This window comes from Brevundimonas sp. CURTG3B2_SDJG (genome assembly GCF_057364705.1).
Map to the genome: position 1 here is coordinate 1 of NZ_JBNFOJ010000297.1, position 3,331 is coordinate 3,331.

Annotated in this window: 3 protein-coding genes; all 3 read left to right on the forward strand. The window is 69.3% G+C overall.

The genetic code is table 11. The annotated features are described in order from the left end of the window. Positions 1 to 167 precede the first annotated feature (167 nt). Positions 168 to 1,244, forward strand: coding sequence for a DNA methyltransferase (locus AC2W7C_RS15360; protein WP_486002186.1), 1,077 nt, complete (start codon positions 168 to 170; stop codon positions 1,242 to 1,244). Between the two features lie 134 nt (positions 1,245 to 1,378). Next, positions 1,379 to 2,491 carry a glycosyltransferase family 4 protein gene (locus tag AC2W7C_RS15365; protein ID WP_486002187.1) on the forward strand — a complete coding sequence of 371 codons (1,113 nt, stop codon included), beginning with the start codon at positions 1,379 to 1,381 and terminating at the stop codon, positions 2,489 to 2,491. 114 nt (positions 2,492 to 2,605) lie between these two features. Further along, positions 2,606 to 3,331, forward strand: a 726-nt coding sequence (locus AC2W7C_RS15370) for a glycogen debranching N-terminal domain-containing protein (protein WP_486002188.1), incomplete at its 3' end; no start/stop codon positions are given.

The window sequence follows — 3,331 nt, forward strand, 5'->3', positions numbered from 1 at the left end:
CAAGCCGGGTGGGGGCGGCCGCGATACGGAAGCCGCCCCCACCCGGTCGCTGCGCGACCACCCTCCCCCAAGGGGGAGGGAGATGGTGGCGGGGCGCTTCTCGGTCACGCAGTTTTAACCGCGATGATTCACCACTCGGTCCTCAAGCTGCACGGGATCGAGTTTCCATGTCCGAGTTGAAGACCGACGTCATCCTGAAGGGCGACTGCGTCGAGGTGCTGCGCACCCTGCCCGACGCCTCGGTCGACATGGTCTTCGCCGATCCCCCCTATAACCTGCAGCTGGGCGGCGATCTGCTGCGGCCGGACAACAGCGTGGTCGACGCGGTCGACGACGACTGGGATAAGTTCGACAGCTTCGCCAGCTATGACGCCTTCACCCGCGAATGGCTGAAGGAATGCCGCCGGGTGCTGAAGCCCGAAGGCTCGATCTGGGTGATCGGCAGCTATCACAATGTCTTTCGCCTGGGCGCGGCGATCCAGGACCTGGGCTTCTGGGTGCTGAACGACATCATCTGGCGCAAATCCAACCCGATGCCGAACTTCAAGGGCACCCGCTTCACCAACGCCCACGAGACCCTGATCTGGGCCGCGCGCAGTCGGGACCAGAAGCGCTACACCTTCAACTACGACGCGCTGAAGGCCTTCAACGAGGACACCCAGATGCGTTCCGACTGGACGCTGGCGCTGTGCACCGGAGAAGAGCGGATCAAGGACGCCGACGGCAAGAAGGCCCATCCGACCCAGAAGCCCGAAGCCCTGCTACACCGCGTGCTGCTGGCCGCGACCCGGCCGGGCGACGTGGTGCTGGACCCCTTCTTCGGCACCGGCACGACCGGCGCGGCGGCCAGGCGGCTGGGCCGCCGCTTCATCGGCATCGAGCGTGACGAGACCTACGCCAAGGTGGCCGAGAAGCGGATCAAGGCGGTGATCCCCGCGGCGCCGGAGGACCTGATCGTCACCGGGTCGAAGCGGGCCGAACCCAAGGTGCCGTTCGGCGCCCTGGTCGAGGCGGGGCTGCTGCAGCCCGGCGACCGCCTCTACTGCCCCAAGGGCGAGCGCGAGGCCCGGGTGCGGGCGGACGGCTCGCTGGTCGCCGGTTCGCTGAGCGGCTCGATCCACAAGCTGGGCGCCTTGTTCGAGAACGCCCCCGCCTGCAACGGCTGGACCTACTGGCGCTTCAAGTCGGACCAGGGGCTTCGGCCCATCGATGCGCTGCGGGCGGAGATCCGTGCGGCGATGTAATGTTCGCCAGCCGACACTGTAACACCCGTAACCTACAGGTTTTGCAGCAGGATATCGGCGGTCATGGAACCTCGCGCCGGGTGGGCGGTTGCTGATCCGGCCCCCGCCTCCCCGCGGGCGCCAGGAGTCCGCTCATGAAGATCGCCCAGGTCACTCCCCTTTACGAGGCCGTGCCGCCCAAGCTGTACGGCGGCACGGAGCGCGTCGTGGCGCACCTGACCGACGCCCTGGTCGAACTGGGCCACGACGTGACCCTGTTCGCCAGCGCCGACGCCAAGACGCGGGCGCGGCTGGTTCCCGTCCGCGACCAGGCGATCCGGCTGGATCCGGCCGCGCTGAAGTCGGACCTGGCGGCCCACATGACGCTCCTGGCCGAGGTGCTGAGGCGGGCCGACGACTTCGACGTCATCCATTTCCACACCGACATGGTGCATTTCCCCTTCTTCAGCCGCTTCGCGGACAAGACCATCACCACCCTGCACGGGCGGCTGGACCTGAAGGACCTGCCCGGCGTGTACGAGCGCTGGCCCGAGTTCGGCCTGGTGTCGATCTCGGACGATCAGCGCCGCCCCCTGCCGTTCGCCAACTGGAAGGCGACCGTGCATCACGGCATGCCGGCGGACCTGTACCGTTTCCAGCCCAAGGCCGACGGCTACCTGGCCTTCCTGGGCCGCATCTCGCCCGAGAAGCGGCCGGACCGGGCGATCGAGATCGCCACCAAGCTGGGCAAGCGCCTGAAGATCGCCGCCAAGGTCGACGCCCAGGACAAGGTCTACTGGGAGACGGCGATCAGGCCGCTGGTCGACGCCAATCCCCTGGTCGAGTTCGTGGGCGAGATCGGCGACCACGAGAAGTCCGCCTTCCTGGGCGGGGCGGAATGCCTGCTGTTTCCCATCGACTGGCCCGAGCCGTTCGGCCTGGTGATGATCGAGGCCATGGCCTGCGGCACGCCGGTGGTGGCCTTCCGCTGCGGCTCGACGCCCGAGATCATCGACGACGGCGAGACCGGCTTCCTGGTCGAGACCCTTGAGCAGGCGGTGGCGGCGGCCGACCGGGCGGCCCTGCTGGACCGCGAGGCGATCCGCGCGCATTTCGAGCTCCGGTTCTCGGCCGTCGCCATGGCGCGCCGGTACCTGGACGTCTACGGCGACCTGCTGGCCCGCCGGCCGTTCGCGGAGGCCCCGCTGGACGACGTGGTGACCCCGCTGCGCCCGGCGGAAGACCGCTCCTTCGCCGCCCTGGCCTGACCTCTCGGCCTGAACCCCCGGCCGCCTCGTCCATTACCTACGCAAGCGGCCATCAAGCGTCCGCATTCGGGTGAAAGCCTGAAGCGATCCTGAAAGCCCCTCGCGAGGAGATCGATGGACGACGCCTATACGGTCCAGACCACCGCCGCCGACACCGGCGAGGCCGACGGCCTGGAGCAGCTGATGGCGCTCAAGGACGCCGACACCTTCTGCGTGGCGGACCATTGGGGCGACCTGAAGGGCGGCGCCGACGGCCTGTTCGACCGGGACACGCGGCTGCTGTCGCGCTTCGTCATGACCGCGGGCGGCGCGCGGCCGTCCCGGCTCAGCTCGGGCGTCAGCCAGGACAACGTCTTCTTCAGCGCCCATTCCACCAACCGCCCGCTGCCGCCGATGGGCGGACGCTCGGCGCCGGCGGGCGTGCTGCACATCGAGCGCCGGCGGTTCGTCTGGGACCGGCGGATGTTCGAACGGGTGCGGATGGTCAACCACGGCGTCGAGGACGTGCTGCTGCCGCTGGCCTTCGACTTCGCCGCCGACTTCGCCGACATCTTCCAGGTCCGCGGCACGCTGCGGACCCAGCGCGGCCGGGCGGAGACGCCGACCCACGACGGGCGGCGGGTCACCTTCCGCTACCTGGGCCTGGACGGGGTGGAGCGGGTCAGCTGCCTGGCCTTCTCCGAGCCGCCCGCGCGGCTCAGCGGATCGCGGCCGAGTTCATGTTCAGCCTGCCCAAGGCCCGCGCGTGGACCTGTTCATCGAATGCGGCGCCGACGCCTGCGAGGCGCCGGACGAGGTCCGGTTCCGCCTGAACGCCGTGCAGGCGCGCATCGCCATGCG

Excerpts from the sequence above, each read along its gene's own strand:
- AC2W7C_RS15365 (WP_486002187.1), top strand. The coding sequence starts at position 1,379 with ATGAAGATCGCCCAGGTCACTCCCCTTTACGAGGCCGTGCCGCCCAAG.
- AC2W7C_RS15360 (WP_486002186.1), top strand. The coding sequence starts at position 168 with ATGTCCGAGTTGAAGACCGACGTCATCCTGAAGGGCGACTGCGTCGAG.